The sequence below is a fragment of the Mannheimia sp. genome (genome assembly GCF_056854775.1).
The window spans coordinates 1-17,123 of record NZ_JBXGGI010000065.1 but is presented as its reverse complement, the minus strand read 5'-3'; the positions used below and the strand labels follow the sequence as shown (position 1 = coordinate 17,123).

Annotated in this window: 19 protein-coding genes; 5 read left to right on the top strand and 14 right to left on the bottom strand. The window is 38.8% G+C overall.

What is annotated here, in order from left to right; all coding sequences use genetic code 11:
• A partial coding sequence (locus tag ACJHV0_RS05080; protein WP_483133561.1) for a M24 family metallopeptidase occupies positions 1–271 on the bottom strand: 271 nt, incomplete at its 3' end.
• Positions 272–351: 80 nt separating this feature from the next.
• Entirely contained in the window at positions 352–1,017 is a 666-nt protein-coding gene (locus ACJHV0_RS05075) for a 7-cyano-7-deazaguanine/7-aminomethyl-7-deazaguanine transporter (RefSeq protein ID WP_025236719.1), read from the bottom strand.
• 204 nt (positions 1,018–1,221) lie between these two features.
• Here ACJHV0_RS05075 and ACJHV0_RS05070 point away from each other — a divergent pair, with 204 nt between their 5' ends.
• Positions 1,222–1,911 (top strand): pirin family protein, encoded by a 690-nt coding sequence (locus tag ACJHV0_RS05070; protein WP_334247665.1) that lies wholly within the window; start codon positions 1,222–1,224, stop codon positions 1,909–1,911.
• Between the two features lie 76 nt (positions 1,912–1,987).
• Here ACJHV0_RS05070 and hemB read toward each other — a convergent pair whose 3' ends face one another.
• From hemB to ubiE, 7 genes are all read right to left on the bottom strand, one after another.
• Positions 1,988–3,007 carry a porphobilinogen synthase gene (gene hemB / locus ACJHV0_RS05065; protein ID WP_334233663.1) on the bottom strand — a complete coding sequence of 340 codons (1,020 nt, stop codon included), beginning with the start codon at positions 3,005–3,007 and terminating at the stop codon, positions 1,988–1,990.
• A 63-nt stretch (positions 3,008–3,070) separates the two neighbouring features.
• Positions 3,071–3,826 (bottom strand): twin-arginine translocase subunit TatC, encoded by a 756-nt coding sequence (tatC, locus tag ACJHV0_RS05060; protein ID WP_025236722.1) that lies wholly within the window; start codon positions 3,824–3,826, stop codon positions 3,071–3,073.
• The gene (tatB, locus tag ACJHV0_RS05055; RefSeq protein ID WP_483133560.1) at positions 3,813–4,463 is read right to left on the bottom strand and encodes a Sec-independent protein translocase protein TatB; all 651 of its coding nucleotides are present in this window, start codon (positions 4,461–4,463) and stop codon (positions 3,813–3,815) included. The genes tatC and tatB overlap by 14 nt, the downstream gene beginning before the upstream one ends.
• 3 nt (positions 4,464–4,466) lie before the next feature.
• On the bottom strand, positions 4,467–4,706 hold the full coding sequence (tatA, locus tag ACJHV0_RS05050; RefSeq protein WP_025342164.1) for a Sec-independent protein translocase subunit TatA: 240 nt from the start codon (positions 4,704–4,706) through the stop codon (positions 4,467–4,469).
• A gap of 110 nt (positions 4,707–4,816) precedes the next feature.
• Positions 4,817–6,454: a ubiquinone biosynthesis regulatory protein kinase UbiB gene (gene ubiB, locus ACJHV0_RS05045; protein WP_483133559.1), complete on the bottom strand. Its 1,638-nt coding sequence runs from the start codon at positions 6,452–6,454 to the stop codon at positions 4,817–4,819.
• A complete protein-coding gene (locus ACJHV0_RS05040) occupies positions 6,454–7,083 on the bottom strand; it encodes a ubiquinone biosynthesis accessory factor UbiJ (RefSeq protein ID WP_483133558.1) in 630 nt (209 codons plus the stop codon). Before ACJHV0_RS05040 ends, ubiB begins: the two co-directional genes overlap by 1 nt.
• 2 nt (positions 7,084–7,085) lie before the next feature.
• On the bottom strand, positions 7,086–7,874 hold the full coding sequence (gene ubiE, locus ACJHV0_RS05035; protein WP_283386810.1) for a bifunctional demethylmenaquinone methyltransferase/2-methoxy-6-polyprenyl-1,4-benzoquinol methylase UbiE: 789 nt from the start codon (positions 7,872–7,874) through the stop codon (positions 7,086–7,088).
• A 329-nt stretch (positions 7,875–8,203) separates the two neighbouring features.
• Between ubiE and corA the strand changes: the two genes are divergently transcribed.
• The gene (corA, locus tag ACJHV0_RS05030; RefSeq protein WP_483133557.1) at positions 8,204–9,157 is read left to right on the top strand and encodes a magnesium/cobalt transporter CorA; all 954 of its coding nucleotides are present in this window, start codon (positions 8,204–8,206) and stop codon (positions 9,155–9,157) included.
• A gap of 66 nt (positions 9,158–9,223) precedes the next feature.
• Positions 9,224–11,026, top strand: a complete 1,803-nt coding sequence (locus ACJHV0_RS05025) for a DUF4153 domain-containing protein (protein ID WP_483133556.1) — start codon at positions 9,224–9,226, stop codon at positions 11,024–11,026.
• A gap of 43 nt (positions 11,027–11,069) precedes the next feature.
• Here ACJHV0_RS05025 and ACJHV0_RS05020 read toward each other — a convergent pair whose 3' ends face one another.
• On the bottom strand, positions 11,070–12,074 hold the full coding sequence (locus tag ACJHV0_RS05020) for an ornithine carbamoyltransferase (RefSeq protein WP_283386808.1): 1,005 nt from the start codon (positions 12,072–12,074) through the stop codon (positions 11,070–11,072).
• 78 nt (positions 12,075–12,152) lie between these two features.
• Positions 12,153–12,992 carry a PhzF family phenazine biosynthesis protein gene (locus ACJHV0_RS05015; RefSeq protein WP_483133555.1) on the bottom strand — a complete coding sequence of 280 codons (840 nt, stop codon included), beginning with the start codon at positions 12,990–12,992 and terminating at the stop codon, positions 12,153–12,155.
• 245 nt (positions 12,993–13,237) lie between these two features.
• On the opposite strand from ACJHV0_RS05015, the gene ACJHV0_RS05010 reads away from it, so the two are divergent.
• A complete protein-coding gene (locus tag ACJHV0_RS05010; RefSeq protein WP_025236732.1) occupies positions 13,238–14,572 on the top strand; it encodes an anaerobic C4-dicarboxylate transporter in 1,335 nt (444 codons plus the stop codon).
• 87 nt (positions 14,573–14,659) lie between these two features.
• Here ACJHV0_RS05010 and ACJHV0_RS05005 read toward each other — a convergent pair whose 3' ends face one another.
• Positions 14,660–15,070 carry a DoxX family protein gene (locus ACJHV0_RS05005; protein WP_463626926.1) on the bottom strand — a complete coding sequence of 137 codons (411 nt, stop codon included), beginning with the start codon at positions 15,068–15,070 and terminating at the stop codon, positions 14,660–14,662.
• A gap of 115 nt (positions 15,071–15,185) precedes the next feature.
• On the bottom strand, positions 15,186–15,863 hold the full coding sequence (locus ACJHV0_RS05000; protein WP_483133554.1) for a phosphoribosyltransferase family protein: 678 nt from the start codon (positions 15,861–15,863) through the stop codon (positions 15,186–15,188).
• 116 nt (positions 15,864–15,979) lie between these two features.
• Between ACJHV0_RS05000 and ACJHV0_RS04995 the strand changes: the two genes are divergently transcribed.
• Positions 15,980–16,792: a Cof-type HAD-IIB family hydrolase gene (locus ACJHV0_RS04995; protein ID WP_025236782.1), complete on the top strand. Its 813-nt coding sequence runs from the start codon at positions 15,980–15,982 to the stop codon at positions 16,790–16,792.
• 47 nt (positions 16,793–16,839) lie between these two features.
• Here ACJHV0_RS04995 and ACJHV0_RS04990 read toward each other — a convergent pair.
• Positions 16,840–17,123, bottom strand: a 284-nt coding sequence (locus tag ACJHV0_RS04990; RefSeq protein ID WP_483133553.1) for an EamA family transporter, incomplete at its 5' end; no start/stop codon positions are given.

Here is a 17,123-nt window from a genome sequence, read left to right as displayed (position 1 = left end):
CTTTTTTCAGTTTTTTATCATCACTCGGAATACCGTGGCAAACCACTTCATTTAGCGAGATACATACTGATTTTGGGAAGCCGTGATAACCAAGACTCGCAGAAGTTGCACCGTTTGCCAAAATATAGTCGTGGCAAATTTTATCTAATTCACCTGTACTCACACCTTCTTTAACATACGGCGTGATCATCACCAGCACATCTGAGGCTAATTTGCAGGCTTCACGTAATTTTTGGATTTCTTCTTCATTTCTTAATGGAATATTACTCATTGTTTTGTTCTCTAAATATAAAAAATTATGGGGATTATACCTTTTTTCGACATAATCCCCAAACCCTCACAGAATAATTTCTATTTCAAATCTAATTTTTTCATAATGAAATTTAATACAACACCATAAAGCGGCAAGAACAGTAATAAACTCACAAAAAGTTTAAACGCATAATCTACCGACCCGATGGTAAACCAATGTTCCGCCATATATTCATCACTACTTTTATAGAACGCCACTGCGAAAAAGACGAAAGTGTCAATTAATGTACCGAAAATAGTTGAACACATTGGAGCAAGCCACCAGCTTTTGCCTTGACGTAAACGGTTGAATACAAAAATATCCAGAAATTGTCCAACCACATAGCCACTAAAACTGGCTAATGCAATTCGGAAAACAAAAAGATTAAATTCAGATAAAGCAGCAAAGCCTTGAAATTCGGTTTCAAAGAACAACACTGAAATGATGTAACTAATAAGCAACGCAGGCAACATTACGAGAAAAATAATTTTTCGAGCCAGCTCAGCCCCAAACACTCGCACAGTTAAATCGGTAGCTAAGAAAATAAACGGGAAAGTGAAAGTTCCCCAAGTAGTCGGAATCACCCAATCAGTAAATGGCACTTTTATTTCAAACGTAATCTGCACTAAATAGTTACTGATGGTAATAATAAAAATATGGAAAAGGGAAAGTAAAATCAGCGAACGAAATTTGCTTTCGTCCGAAAAATAAGTATTAAGATTCATATTGTATCCTTTTTAGTTAAACAACAACTTGAGGTAAGGGAACTCAAGGGGGCGTAATCATAACGTTTTTTAAGGAAAATGCAAGCGGTTCTTTTTTGCAAATTATTTACCAATAGGAAACAATTAATCTATAAAATCACCATTTATCTATTTTAATAACAGAGTAAACTATTCATAACAAAACACACAAATAAGGAATATATTATGTTACAACTTAGAAAAGCACACGAACGTGGCAACGGATCTTTCGATTGGCTTGAGAGCTATCACACTTTTTCATTCGCCAATTATTACGATCCGAAGCATATCCATTTCTCCCATTTACGCGTGATTAACGAGGACTTCATCGCCCCAAATTACGGTTTCGGCAAGCACCCACACGACAATATGGAAATCTTAACTTATGTATTAAGTGGACGTGTCGCTCACGAAGACAGTATGGGCAATAAAACTGAAGTGAAAGCGGGTGAATTTCAGATTATGTCGGCAGGTACTGGGATTTTCCATTCTGAAGTAAACCCATCTTCGGAAGAAACTCTGCACCTTTACCAAATTTGGATTATCCCAAATCAAAAAGATGTTACACCACGCTACAGCCAAGACAAATTTGCCCCGAAAGAGGGAGCAACGTTAATTCTTTCACCAAACGCAGAAGATGGCTCATTCAAAATTTATCAAGATATGAAATTGTGGCGTTACCAATACCCAACGACAAAAACAGAGCAAGTTACTCTTGATAGCAATCGCAGCTATTGGTTACAAGTAGTAAGAGGAAATTTAACTGTAAACGGCGTTGAGCTAACCACAAGCGATGCCTTAGGCATTCGCCAAGAAGATTTGTTAGAAATTAACGCTCAAGATGACGTAGAATTTTTACTGTTTGACTTAGTATAAATAACGAGTGTAAATAAGATACAAGCGGTTAAATTTGTAAATTTTTTTGCAAATCCAACCGCTTGTCGTTCATCAATTATTTTGATTGTGCATCTTCATATAACCACTTCGCCACACGTTTCGCGAAATAGGTTAAAATACCGTCTGCTCCTGCTCGTTTGAAGCAGAGCAAGCCTTCCATAATGCACTCACGCTCTTTTAGCCAACCGTTTTGAATTGCTGCCATATGCATCGCATATTCGCCTGAAACTTGGTAGGCAAAGGTTGGCACACCAAAGTTTTCTTTTACACGCCACACCATATCCAAATAAGGCATACCCGGTTTTACCATTACCATATCCGCCCCTTCTTGAATATCCATTGCGACTTCGTGTAAACCCTCGTTACCATTCGCAGGATCAACTTGATAAGTGTATTTATTGCCGCCTTTTAAATTGCCGGCAGAACCTACCGCATCACGGAATGGACCGTAGTAGTTTGAGGCATATTTTGCGGAATACGCCATAATTTGGGTGTTGATAAAACCGTTAGCCTCTAATGCCTCACGGATTTCGCCAATTCGTCCGTCCATCATATCACTTGGAGCAACAATATCTGCTCCTGCTTCTGCGTGTGATAACGCCTGTTTTACCAGCACTTCAGTGGTAATATCGTTTAATACATAACCCGTTTCATCAATAATGCCGTCTTGCCCGTGCGTGGTAAATGGATCTAAGGCGACATCAGTAATCACACCTAACTCTGGGAATTTTGCTTTTAATGCACGCACTGCACGCTGAGCTAAGCCTTCAGGGTTATAAGCCTCTTCTGCCATTAGCGATTTTTTCGCATCACCCACCACAGGGAAAAGTGCCACAGCAGGTACACCATATTTCACAAGCTCTGCTGCTTCAACTAAAAGTTGGTCGATAGTTAAACGCTCTACACCCGGCATTGAAGGCACTTGCACACGCTGATTTTCACCTTCAATCACAAACACAGGATAAATTAAATCATTTACAGTTAATTGGTTTTCTGCCACTAAACGGCGGCTAAAATCGTGTCTGCGTAAACGACGCATACGGCGTAGAGGGAATTGAGATTGAATTACTTGCATTTTAAATTTCCTAAAAAGAATAAAGGCACAGCCACAGGTGCTATGCCTTTTTTAACAAAATTATTACTGTGCAACCTGCTCTGATGCGTCATCATCGTCTTTCGGACGATAGAATTTGGCACACAACACACCGACTTCAAACAACAAACACATTGGGATTGCTAATAAGGTTTGAGAGAAAATATCGGGTGGCGTGAGAAACATACCAATTACAAAAGCAGCCACGATAATATACGGGCGTTTTTCTCTTAAATCTTCAGGTGTAGTTACACCCGCCCAGCATAATAAAATGATTGCCACAGGCACTTCAAAACAGATACCAAATGCCATAAAGATGGTTAAAACGAAATCTAGATAGCTACTGATATCGGTTGCCATTGTTACCCCTTCCGGGGCAGTTGAGGTTAAGAAGCCGAAAACTAATGGGAATACCACATAATAAGCAAAAGCCACACCGCAGTAGAACAACAAGGTACTTGAAACCAATAGTGGGTAAACTAAGCGTTTTTCCTGCTTATACAACGCAGGGGCAACGAAAGCCCACACTTGGTACAAAATAAAAGGCACAGACAAAAACACCGACACAACAATAGTCAATTTAATTGGTGTAAAAAACGGCGTTGCAACATTGGTTGCAATCATCGTTGCACCTTCAGGCAGGTTCTCTGTTAAAGGGGTTGCCAATAGGGTATAAATATCGTTTGCCCAATAAACTAAGCAACAAAAAACGACTAAAATACAAATAAAACAACGTAATAATCGGTTTCTGAGTTCAATCAAATGCGAAATCAGCGGTTGAGATTCATCAACTTCTGCCATACTCTGCCTCCGATTTCTTCGCTGTTTCCGTTGTAGCTGTAGCCGGAGTTGCTAAATCGTCATCTGGTGGGTAGTAAGCCGACATATCCACCAGTGCTTCTTCCATTTCAGCTAATTCTGCAATTTCATCCGGCGATAATTCGCTTTCTGCTTTAGAAGCAGGTAATTGCTCAGATAAATCATCAACTGCAAGCGGTTGATTTTCTACTGTTTTTTGCAACTCTTGAGCTTCTAGCTCTTGGCTTTCCTGCTCAATTTTTTGTTGGATTTCTGCTACCTGCTCATCGCTCAGTTTTGGTACTGTTGCCGATGTTGCAGCATTATTATCAAACTCATTTTTTGCAGAATTAATCGAATCTTGCAACTGAGTCGCCGAGTTTTTCAAATCTTCTACGGTTTTACTCAATTCAGGTGAAAGGGAACTCAAATTAAGCTCTTCCGCCTTTTTAATGCTGTCTTTTAATTCCTGCAATTTAAGTTCTTGAGCTAATTCATTTTGCACGTTTGCGGCTAAACCTCGAATTGTACTCACCCAGCCCATCACGGTTCTAATCGCAATCGGCATACGTTTTGGACCTAGTACCACTAAGCCCACAATCATAATCAGTACTAATTCAGAAAAACCTACATCAAACACGAATTAAACCTGCTCTTTATCTTTTACAACGGTTTGTTGTTGCTCTGTTGAAACTCTTTCTTTCACTTCAACTTTTTCAACGTTATCAAATCCTGCGTCTTTTTTCTCATCAGACATTGCTTTTTTGAAGCCTTTTACTGATTCACCTAAGTCAGAACCTAAAGTACGTAATTTCTTTGTACCGAAAAGTAACACGATGATTGCAACCACAATCAGAAGTTGCCAAATACTAATACCACCCATAAAAACTCCTTTCATTTAATTGGGAATAAATAAAGTAAAACTCCATTCATTATATGTTACTTTGACATATAAAAAAGGGATTTTGCAAAAAATTTATAAAAAACGACCGCTTATTTGCGTTGGCTCAAAATCAACGCCAGCGGAAATACCGTTAATAATGGCACGCTTAGCCACATCGGCAAAGACTCAAATTTCCAAAATGTGCCGAGGATCACAATTAGCGAAATCGACAGCGTAATAAAACGGCTATTTTTGCTTGAATTTTGATCTTTTAAACTCTCATTAATTTCCGCCAATCTAAAGTTGATCTGTTTCTGTTGCTGCAAGGCTTTAAACATCGCCTCAGGAAATTCGGCAAAATGTTCACGATATTGCGGCAAACGCTGCTTAATATCACGAATCATCGCTTTTACGCCCACCTGCTCATTCAGCCAATTTTGTAAAAACGGTTTTGCCGTTTGCCATAAATCAAGTTGTGGATAAACCTGTCTACCCAAGCCTTCAATATAAAGTAAGGTTTTTTGTAACAACACTAACTGCGGCTGCACTTCCATATTAAATTCTCGAGCCACATTAAACAGATTCAGCAAAACGTGTCCAAATGAAATTTCAGACAACGGTTTGGCAAAAATTGGCTCGCACACTTCACGGAAAGCTTGTTCAAATTTATCAATATCGGTATCCGGCGGTGTCCAGCCCGATTCCACGTGCATTAAGGCTACTCGGCGGTAATCACGGTTAAAAAACGCCACAAAACTTTCCGCCAAATAGCGTTTATCGTTATGATTCAGCGTGCCGACAATACCACAGTCAATACCGATATATTGCGGATTGTGCGGATGCTCACGACTAACAAAAATATTACCGGCGTGCATATCTGCGTGGAAAAAGCTATCACGAAACACTTGGGTGAAAAACACTTGCACACCACGTTCGGCAAGTAATTTCATATCTGTTCCATTTGCTTCAAGCTCGGCAATATTGGATACAGGAATACCGTAAATCCGCTCCATCACAATCAGATTTTTATGGCAGAAATCTTGGTACATTTCCGGCACATAGAGCATTTCACTGTTTTCAAAATTAGCTCTCAGCCGAACAGCATTGTGCATTTCTTTGCGTAAATCCAGCTCGTCTAAAATCGTTTTTTCGTACTCTCGAACCACTTCGACCGCACGCAAACGCTTCCCATCATTTGATAATTTTGGGATCAGTTGAGCAATTTTATACATTAACTCCAAATCCGCTTTGATAACAGGTTCTATGCCAGGGCGAATAACCTTTAGCACCACATCTTTGCCTGCAAGCGGTTGATTTTGATTAAATTTTGCCGTGTGAACTTGAGCAATCGAGGCAGATGCTAATGCGGTTTCATCAAAATCTTCAAACCACGTTTCGAGAGAACCACCTAATGCTTGCTCCATAATTTGACGAGCAACTTTACCCTCAAACGGCTCTACATTGTCTTGCAACAAGGCAAGTTGATCGGCAAGCTCCGGAGCAAAAAGATCACGGCGAGTGGCAAGCATCTGCCCTAATTTAATCCAAACCGGTCCAAGCTCTTGCAATGCCAAACGTAAACGCACGCCATAAGGTTTTTCACTATGCTGATTTTTAACCCAAAACAACGCTCTACGCCCTAATTTCATTTTGCGGGTAATCGGCAGATTAGGAATGGCTTCATCAATGCCATAGCGGAGAAAAGTGTAGATAATTTGATAAAAACGCCGAATATTTTTAAATTGCATTAATGAATTCCTAATTTTGCGAATTTTTGCTCTAATTTGACCGCTTGTTGTGCCAATTCTTCGACCTGATCGTAAAAATTCACCGCTTGCAGGCGATGAACGAGCACAGGGCGTTCTTGCATTAAATTATCAATCAAATGTTGGTTATTTAGCTCGAACTGAGATTTAATTTTACCTGCCATCTTTTTCGCAAAATCGGTTGAAGTTTGTGCTAATACATCACCAATAAAAGGGGAAAGCAACTCCGCAGGGTCTTTTTCTAACTGCTCAAGTAACGTGGTGAAATGTTGCAACACCTGAATATCGCCATTTAGCACGAGCGATTTATTATTGATTAAGTCGGTGAGTTTTTGTTTATCTGCCAGTTTAGGGAGTGTTTCAAACGCCAATTGTACAGAACAATCTGGCTCGCCTTCATAGCTACCTAGCCAATCTGTTCGATTTTCACCAAACAGGATAAAAAAATCCATTTTGGGCGAAGTTAGTTCAATTTTAAGCACTTTTCCTGTTAATTTACGTAGGTTAGGCTCAATATGTGGTGAGCGTTTAAGTAACGCATTAAATGCCGTTTCAATCAACCCAAAAGCAAATTGAGGAAACATCAATTGTTGTTTAAGTTCATTTAACATCGCTAAAATTTATAACCTCTGTGTAACGCCACAATGCCCGCACTTAAATTATAGTAATTCACGCTATCAAAGCCGGCGTTTTCCATCATTGCTTTCAGCTCGTCTTGTTTTGGGTGCATACGGATAGACTCTGCCAAATAGCGGTAACTTTCCGCATCATTTACCACCACTTCACCCACTTTCGGCAAAATATTGAAAGAATAGAAATTATAAAGTTGGCTGATCGGATCAATAATCGGCTTTGAGAATTCCAATACAAGTAAGCGACCGCCCGGTTTTAGCACGCGGAACATTGAACGTAGGGCTTTATCTTTGTCGGTAACATTTCGCAAACCGAAACTAATCACAATGCAATCAAAGGTATTATCCGCAAACGGCAAACACTCCGCATTTGCCTGTACATAACTCACATTGCCGACCACACCTAAATTGCGTAATTTTTCCCGCCCGACTTCAAGCATTGAGCTGTTGATATCCGCTAAAATCACTTCGCCTGTTTCGCCCACAATTCGGGAAAATTTTGCGGTAAAATCCCCCGTACCACCGGCTAAATCCAGCACTTTTTGCCCTTTACGAACACCACTGCAATCAATGGTAAAACGCTTCCACACACGATGGATACCAAATGATAGCAAATCATTCATTAAGTCATATTTACCTGCCACCGAGTGAAACACATTCGCCACGAGCTGCTGTTTTTCTTCTTTAGCAACGGTTTTAAAACCGAAGTGAGTGGTTTCTGTAGCTTGGTCTAATTTTTCAATTTGTTCTGGTTGCTGAACGTTATTCATAGCTCATTCTCTTTCATTAAAATTTAGGTGTAACCATAGCAAAAAAGCGGTCATTTTTCCTTAATAATTTGCAAATTTCATCAAAAAAATCACCGCTTGTAGCATTGTCAATTTTCCAAGCAAACCTCCGCTTACTTGACTAAAAAACCTAAATTCTGTAACATTCGCACATTATTTTTTCTTGAGGATTACACATTTTGGACAGTCATAGTCGATACTTAACTCTTTAACCTATCTTGTCTAACCTCAAATTACCGACAAGATCGGTAATACTCGCCTAGTATCTTTGTTCCTTTTTGTCCTAGCCTCCTAACCATTCGGAGCTTAATATGATCCGTGCTTTTGGACTGGATAACGCACGCTTAGTCAGCGTTGATGAAACTAACCCAACCCTGCTCAATGATGCAATATGGATCGACCTCATCGACCCTTCTGAAGCTGAAAGAAGCGTGTTAGAAAACCGTTTAGACCAAACCCTTGCTGAAGAACACGAATTAGAAGACTTAGAAGCTTCTGCCCGCTTTTTTGAAGATGAAGACGGCTTACACTTGCACTCATTCTTTTATTGTTTAGATGATGGTGGCTATGCGGATATTGCTACCGTTGCCTTTACTATTCGTGATGGGCGTTTATTCACCTTTCGTGATCGAGATTTACCGGCATTTCGCCTGTATCGTATGCGTTCACGCCGTGAAAAATTAATTGACAGTAACGCTTATGAATTGTTGCTCGACTTATTTGAAACCAAAATCGAACAGCTGGCAGACGTAATTGAGGAGGTCTATGCGAATTTGGAAAAATTAAGCCGTGTGATTTTAGACGGTAAACAAGAAAAAGATAACTTTAACGATGCACTTTCTCGCTTAACTGAATTTGAAGATGCCAGCTCAAAAGTGCGATTATGTTTGATGGATACCCAGCGAGCCTTAAGTTTCCTATTGCGTAAAACACGCTTACCGAATAACCAGCTTGAGCAAGCTCGAGATATTATGCGAGATATTGAATCCCTACAACCGCATAATGAGTCATTATTCCAAAAAGTAAACTTCTTAATGCAAGCGGCAATGGGTTATATCAATATTGAGCAGAACCGCATTATGAAATTCTTCTCGGTGGTGTCGGTGATGTTCCTGCCGGCAACCTTAGTAGCCTCCACTTACGGAATGAACTTTGAATTTATGCCTGAATTGGGCTTTAAATATGGTTACCCAATGGCGATTGGTTTGATGATTATCGCCGCCTCAGCACCGTATCTTTACTTTAAACGTAGAGGTTGGTTATAAACGAAAGCCTATAGTTTTATAAACTATAGGCTTTCTTATTCTCTCACAATTGGCTAGGAAATATTTATGTTTGATAAATTAAAACACTTCGGCACTATGGTAAAAAATGCCATTATTCAGCACCCGATTGAAATTTTATTCGTAACCTATGTAACATCAATATTGCTGCCTTATGGGGGCGAATATAATTCATTAAAAACTTTTCAAAACTTAATTGCCCTTGCTCCAATTTGCTTTATAGTGCTTTATTTAGCACGCAGCACCAAAGCTTATTGGCTTTTAATTCTGTTGCCGATTGCAATTGCCTTGTTTTTTACTGAAATCAAACTTGAACTTATTAAAGATTCCCGTTATTGGGCTGTAATGCTTTGTACTTTCTTATGTTTAATCAGCCAACATTGGCATAAAAATAATACATATTTTGTCCGTGAAACGGTCAATAAATTAGTAAATATTGGCTTTGCTTTTGTATTAGCAACGATTATTTTTGCAGCATTAAGTGCGATTACATTTGCCATTACCAAGCTATTTAACCTCAATAGTTATGACTACTCTCTATTCGAGCGGTTCTGGATATTTTCTATTGTTTGGGCTTTCCCTGTTCTATTTCTAACACTTGAACACCAAAGATCTGCGGATGACTCCACCTATTTAAATCGAGTCGGTGAAATGTTACTAAACTGGATTTTATCACCAGCGTTAATTATCTATACTACCATTATTTATGCCTATGTGGTTTATATTATCATCCAAAGCGAGATGCCAAATGGCGTGGTGGCAAACGTTGCCTTCCCCTATTTAACCATTGGTTTAGCAATACAAGCGGTACAATTATTGCTACAAAATGCAAAATGGCAATTGTTCTATCGTTACTATGTTTATTTAGCCTTATTGCCACTCGCTTTAGTGTGGTATGCCATTTACATTCGCCTAAGCAATTATGGCTTAACTGAAGCCCGTATTTATTTAGCGATTGGAGCTATTACTTTATCCATCTGTTATGGATTATTGCTAGTACAACGTTTCGCTCAATACCGCTTATTCTCTGCGGTTTCGATTGTGGTCATTTTGATTTCAGTATTTGTTTTAGACCCACAACAAATGGCGATTAAAGACCAAACCCAGCGTTTAGATCGCTATTTAAACGAACATAACTTGCTAGATAAGAATAATAAAATCAATAAAGAAGCCGTATTTAAACATAAACAATCACTAGGCGATAACCGTGCTGAAATTGAACGTTTTAATTCAATGGTAAGTTATGTTGCAAGAGAATTTCACTCTGAAAAATTTAAACAAAAATATGGTATTGAGTCATCTTATGAACTGATTAGCGAGAGAGATTATAATGAGTATCCACGCATCTTTGAAACCTCTGATCGCCGCCCTATTCGCTTAACCAAAGCCGATATTGAAAATGCGAAAGAGTTTATTGTTTTAGAGAGAATGTTTTATCGCCCAACCCATATCTATACTCGAAGAACCGAAGAAGATAGAAATCAGTGCCAAACGTTAATCTATCAAGGTTATGACTTTACCACTAATGAATTTAATGCTGATAATTATACCGAAACCGCCCAAGCCTGTGATGAAATAAAAGCCCCGAAGGAATTTATCATTGCCTTTAAAAGCATTGAGCCGGAAATTCAATTTAATATAGACGATGAAGTACGAAAAATTTTTGCTAAACACAAGTTAGACATTACGCAAACGCATCAATATGAAGTATTGGAAAACATAAAATCCGACCTACTCAACATTGATTTAGGTAGTGTGGTGTTATCATTGAGTGATATTCGACTTCAGTTTGAAGATAATGTTGGCTATGTGGTAGATAATTTCAGTATGAAATATTTGATGTTTAAATAAAGAAAAAGCGGATTATTTTTTAATAATCCGCTTTTAATTTCAACTAAGCCAAACTTGCCACCATCACCGCTTTAATCGTGTGCATTCGGTTTTCTGCCTGCTCAAACGCGACATTCGCCGGCGATTCAAACACCTCTTCGGTTACTTCAATGCCGTTTGCTAATGCTGGATATTTTTCAGCGATCTCTTTACCAACTTTGGTTTCACAGTTATGGAATGCCGGTAAGCAGTGCATAAATTTTACTTTAGGATTACCCGTCAATTTCATTAATTCAGGCGTTACTCGGTAAGGCATTAATAAATCAATACGTTCGCCCCAACTGTCTAACGGCTCACCCATTGAAACCCAAACATCGGTATGTACGAAATCTACACCTTTAACTGCTTTCTCAATGTCTTCAGTTACGGTAATTCTTGCCCCTGATTCCGCTGCAAATTTTTGGCACATTTCAACTAAAGCTTCTTCAGGTAATAAGGCTTTTGGGGCACAAATCCGCACGTCCATTCCTAATTTTGCTCCAATTAATAGCAGAGAATTCCCCATATTATTTCGGGCATCGCCAATATAAACATAGCTGATTTGGCTTAACGGTTTTTCGCAGTTTTCAATCATCGTTAAAACATCGGCAAGCATTTGGGTTGGGTGGAATTCATCGGTTAAGCCATTAAATACCGGCACGCCTGCATAGTCGGCAAGCTCTTGCACCACTGATTGTTTAAAGCCACGATACTGAATTGCATCATACATTCTACCCAACACACGGGCTGTATCTTTCATTGATTCTTTATGCCCGATTTGCGAAGAAGTTGGGTCAATATAAGTAACGTGAGCCCCCTGATCGTAAGCCGCCACTTCGAAAGCACAGCGAGTACGGGTGGAGGTTTTTTCAAAAATTAACGCAATATTTTTGCCTTTTAACTTTTGCTGTTCTGTGCCTGCATATTTCGCACGTTTTAAATCACGAGCCAAGTCTAATAAAAAGCGAATTTCACGCTCGGTGTGATTTACTAAACTTAATAAATGTCTGTTTTTTAAGTTAAACGCCATTTTGTTTCTCCCTGTAAACATTAAAATAAAAATATGCAAAATTATTGCATAATAATTCATCTGACAGCAACCAAAATTTTACGGTAAATAAAATTCTCCTTTACCCACTAAAATTGCTTTACCGCCAACGAAGATAGTGTGTTTCTCATCAACACTTAAAGACAAACGGTTCGGTCTATCTATTTCATCACCTTGAGAAATAGTAACATTCAATGGTGTTAGCCCTTTTGCAATATGCCACCCGCCCAAATTTGCCGCAGCTGAGCCTGTTCCCGGATCTTCCACTACCGCACCTTGTGCAGTAAAAAACAATCGGGCTTTTACTTTATATCCCATTCTATGCCAAATATAGAGACTATCTTTAATGGCTCTATTACCTATAAATAAATTTGCATTTATTTTGCAATTTTCGACCGCTTGTGGGGACGATAACTCAATCAACAACTGCTCTACGCCGGTGTTTACATAGCAAGGTTCACAAGCAATATCGCTAATCTCAAGTCCTAAAATATCGGCACATTCGGCACGGCTTAGAGGGGTACTTTCCAACTTTGCTCCATTTTTTAATGCAAAGGTAACTTCATTATTTTTATGTTGAATTTCAACCAAACCAGCATTAGTTTCAAGAAGGTATTCATCAGGCAGATTGAGTTTTGAACGTAAAACGAAGGCTGCACCAATGGTTGGGTGTCCTGCGAAAGGCATTTCATAATCAGGCGTAAAAATTTTGAGTTTTTTGACCGCTTGTAAATAGGTAGGGGATTGAATAAAAACTACTTCGGAAAGATTAAACTGACGGGCGATAAGCTGCATTTGGCTGTCATCTAATCCATCTGCTTCATAAAATACCGCAACTGGATTGCCACCAAAATGGCTTTGTGCGAAAACATTAATTAATGAGTAAAAGTAGCTTTTCATAACACCTTTTAAAATGAATAATTATTCATTTTAGTTAAATTTTTGTTCCGCAAATTCTATCAGAGCAACCGTTTGCCTTCAAGTGAGTTATCTATTAATTGCTTAGTAATCTATTTTTCTAAAAAAGAAATTAAATTTTCATCAAACCACCTCTTTAGAGTTAGTAATTTTTGATTTATTTCAAAGTTTAAAAAAATAATTCGAGTATACTTATTTCCAGTGATTATTTTTAAATTGAGGTTCTTATGCTTTATGCAGAATTTTTGCTTTTATTAGCATTTTTATACGCTGGTAGCCGTTATGGTGGTATCGGTTTAGGGGTTGTGTCAGGTATTGGTTTATTCGTGGAAGTTTTCTTCTTAGGAATGCCACTTTCCGCTCCGCCAATCAGCGTTATGTTAGTGATTTTAGCCGTTGTAACCTGTGCTTCTATCCTTGAAGCGGCTGGCGGTTTAAAATTTATGTTGCAGATTGCAGAACGCATTTTACGTAACAACCCTAAACGTATTACGTTCTTAGGTCCGCTTGTTACCTATGTGATGACGTTGATGTTAGGTACAGGGCATTCTGTTTACTCAATTATGCCGATTATCGGCGATATTGCCTTAAAAAATAAAATCAGACCGGAACGCCCAATGGCAGCCGCCTCTGTAGCCTCTCAATTAGGGATTACCGGTAGCCCGTTATCTGCTGCGGTTGCTTATTATTTAACTGAAATTACTAAATTACCGGGCTTTGAAGGCGTTACGCTTTTAAATGTGGTAGGGGTAACTATTACCGCAACTTTCTGCGGTGTCATTGCGATGTCTTTATATAGCTTACGTCGCGGTAAAGAGCTTGAGGACGATCCTGAATTCCAACGTCGTATGCAAGACCCGGAATTACGCAAACAAATTGAACAAACCAGTGCAACTTCGTTAGATGAACAATTACCGGCAAGTGCGAAAAACTCAGTTTATCTATTCTTAGCTGCAATTGCGACTATTGTAGTTATTGCAATGATTCCAAGCATTAAACCAACAGTAGCTGCAACAGGCAAAGTAGCCGGTATGGATCAAATTATCCAAATTGTAATGCTTACCTTTGGTGGTTTAATCTTAATCTTAACTAAAACCGATCCGAAAAAAGTACCAAATGGTGTGGTATTTAAATCAGGTATGGTTGCCGCAATTGCAATTTTCGGTATTGCGTGGATGAGCGATACCTACTTTACGCACGCAATGCCGGCATTTAAAGCAGGCGTAATGGAAATGGTTCAAGCCCAACCTTGGACATTTGCCTTCGCAATGTTTGCTGTGTCTGTGGTGGTAAACAGCCAAGCGGTAACTGCAAAAATGTTATTACCGGTGGGGATTGCAATGGGCTTACCGGCTCCGTTATTAGTGGGTTTAATGCCGGCAACCTATGCTTACTTCTTTATCCCAAACTATCCGTCAGATATCGCAACCGTGAACTTTGACGTAACAGGCACAACTAAAATCGGTAAATACTACTTCAACCACAGCTTTATGGCTCCGGGTTTAGTAGGCGTGATTACTGCTTGTATTGTGGGTATTACAGTAGCGAATGTGTTAATCTAATTATATACACATAAAACAAAAAACAAGCGGGCAGATTTTGTAAATTTTTTACCAAATCTGCCCGCTTGTATTATTAGCTAATGGGAATTACGCTTTACCAAATAATTTCGCATCGAGTGAATATTTTCCTGCACCGATGAAAATAAAGGTTAAGAATAATACTGAATAAAGACCGGCTAACTCGCCACCATTTAATAATGGTAATAATACGTTGCCTTGTGCACCGTGAACGATGAAAAACGCATACGCCATCATACCTGAAAGTAAAAATGCAGTTTGGCGTGTGAACAAGCCTAAAATAAAGAAGATACCGCCTACAATTTCCAAAATACCTGCCGCACCGTAAATTGAGAAGAATGGTACACTGCCGTTGCCGTTGGTCATCGACATTGGGAATTCAAAGAATTTTGCCGTGCCGTGAAGTAAGAACATATAACCTGCTACGATACGGGTAATTAAAAGAGCAAGCGGTTGTAAGTTGTTTAAAGTTGAGTTCATAAGCTTTCCTTAAAAAATAAAAGTAACTAAACAATTGAGGGCGTATTTTAAAGGAAAACATTTATTTGATAATCCATCAATTTTAAAATATATTATTTCAAATAAAGAAATAATATTAAGCCCTTGCTAACACCCAAACTTGAATTTCTTCAACATTCCATTTCAATAACTCGGTACAAATTGCATTCAGCGTTGAACCTGTTGTAAGTACATCATCAACAATCGCTACTCGCTTATACTCTCTGATAGGTTGATAGCTAAAAGCTCTTTTTAAATTTTTACGGCGTTGTGCTGCACTAAGATCTCGTTGAGAAATAGTCTTCCGCTGCCTTATTAAACTTTGATTATCCAACGGAATATTTAGCCATTTAGCTAACCAACAGCTTAACAATTCGCTTTGATTGAAGCCTCTCTGCCAATATCGCTGCCAAAATAACGGCACGGGCATAATCACTTCCGGCAATCTCAAACCTTGCTCTCTTTGAGCTTGTTTTATAGCTAAAAGCAATTGTCGAGCAAGGGCTTGATCGAGCCAATATTGTTGCTGAAATTTAAAGCGATGTATCCAATGAGAAAGCGGCTGTTTATACTCTCCCACTCGCACTAATTTTTGCCACTTAGGTTCATTTTTTAAACAATAACCGCAATAATCACGGTATGCTAAAGAACTCATTCCACAATGAGTGCAGTAATGTTGCTTTTTCATTTGCTTTTGGCAAATGCTGCAAAATCCGTGAATACCAACTGCCAATGATTTATCACAGTGAAAACAACGAAAGCCGAATACATTCATCTTTCCTCCTTTTCTTTGCAGATTATCAAACTTAAGTCGCTTTTTTCGGACTATTTTTGTGATCTTTCTCGAAAAAAGAGTAAAATCTTACTATTGGCAACATAAAGGAAAAGCAGATGAACACACCTCAAAAACCAATTAAAATTGTTTTTTTCGATATTGATGAAACCTTGTATGTAAAGCATAAAGCCTACATTCCTACTTCTGTTACCGAGCAAGTTTTACCTCGCCTAAAAGCAAAAGGGATTATTCCTGCTATCGCCACAGGCAGAAATCACGGTTGTTTCCCTGAAGCCTTGAAACCCTATTTAAATCCCGAAACAGGCTTTGAATTATTTGTTACGATTAATGGGCAATATAATTTCTATAAAGATCAGCTTATTAGCGATTATTCCCTTAGCCGTGAGCAAATTGAGCGAATTATTCGCAAAGCTAATGAATTAGGCATTATTTACGCCTTTGTAACACCGATGACGATTGCAGTTTCTGAAACTAATCCTATCGTTCACGAAGCGGTTTTACCGATTACACCGAATTATTTGGTTGATCCGCACTACCACGAAAAAGAGCATATTGTGCAAATGCTGCTGTTTTATACCAAAGAGCAAACACAAGCGGTCGAAAATAGCGGAATTTTTGCAAATGATTTAAAAGAGGCTCGCTGGCACCCGAATGCGGTGGATATTCTAAGAAAAGAGAACTCCAAAGCTCGTGGTATTCAAGATGTGCTGGCAAAATTAGGTATTGATATTGAAAGCTCAATGGCATTTGGAGATGGCTTTAATGATATGGAAATGTTACCGACTGTCGGCTTCGGTGTGGCTATGGGCAATGGCGAACCTGAGCTGAAGGCGGTGGCAGATTTCATTACAAAACCGATTGAAGAAGACGGTATTTTATACGCATTAGAAACACTACACGTCATTTAAACAAAAAGCGGTTGTAAATTTTTATCAATTTACAACCGCTTGTATACTCACCCTCGTTTAAATAACTTATCACCAGCAATTGCTAAAATTGCTCCTCCCACTACCACGAATGCTCCAAGATAGCTTATCCAATTCATATCTGGTTCGGCAAAAATATGAGGATAAAAATAATGACTAATGTTGGAAAATATCATCGTAAAAATTGGGAGCATTGTAGTTACAATACTCACTTTTGAGGTATCCCAATGATTTAACGCCTCACCGTAAGAGCCATAGCCAATCAAGGTATTCAAGCAACAATAGATAAAACATCCCCATAGAAATCCACCTT